Source organism: Luteimonas sp. 22616, assembly GCF_052044325.1.
Taxonomy (GTDB): domain Bacteria; phylum Pseudomonadota; class Gammaproteobacteria; order Xanthomonadales; family Xanthomonadaceae; genus Luteimonas.
Window position 1 is genome coordinate 1 of the sequence record NZ_JBQEMW010000004.1, and the last position, 407, is coordinate 407.

Sequence of the window (407 nt, forward strand, 5' to 3'; positions counted from 1 at the left end):
GCCGACGCACCGTCGCCAATCGCGTTGGTCGCTTCGCCCGCCGCGGTGGCGTTGATCCCTTCCACGTATGCGCCCATGCCCGGGTTGTCCGGGTCGTCGCTGGCCTGGAAGAAGTGGTCGGTGTTGTCCGCCGTCTTCGCCACTTCCTGCAGCTGCGCCACGTTCACCGCATCGGTGTCCTCGGTGCCCGCCGCCACGTTGGTGATCTGGCGCTCGTTGCCCGCGCTGCCCACCGAGACGCTGTTGTCGCGGTCGGCTTCCGAACCGGCGCCCAGCGCCACGCTGTTGAGGGCGTCGGCATTCGCACCCGCGCCCAGCGCCGTCGCCCCGTCCGCGGTCGCGAACGCGCTCTCGCCCAGCGACGTGCTGCTCTCGCCGCTCGACCAGCTGTTCCAGCCGATCGCCGT

Annotated in this window: 1 pseudogene; it reads right to left on the bottom strand. The window is 71.0% G+C overall.

The window, feature by feature from the left end:
• A pseudogene (locus ACTJIL_RS16095) lies at positions 1-407 on the bottom strand (hypothetical protein); the annotation flags it as partial.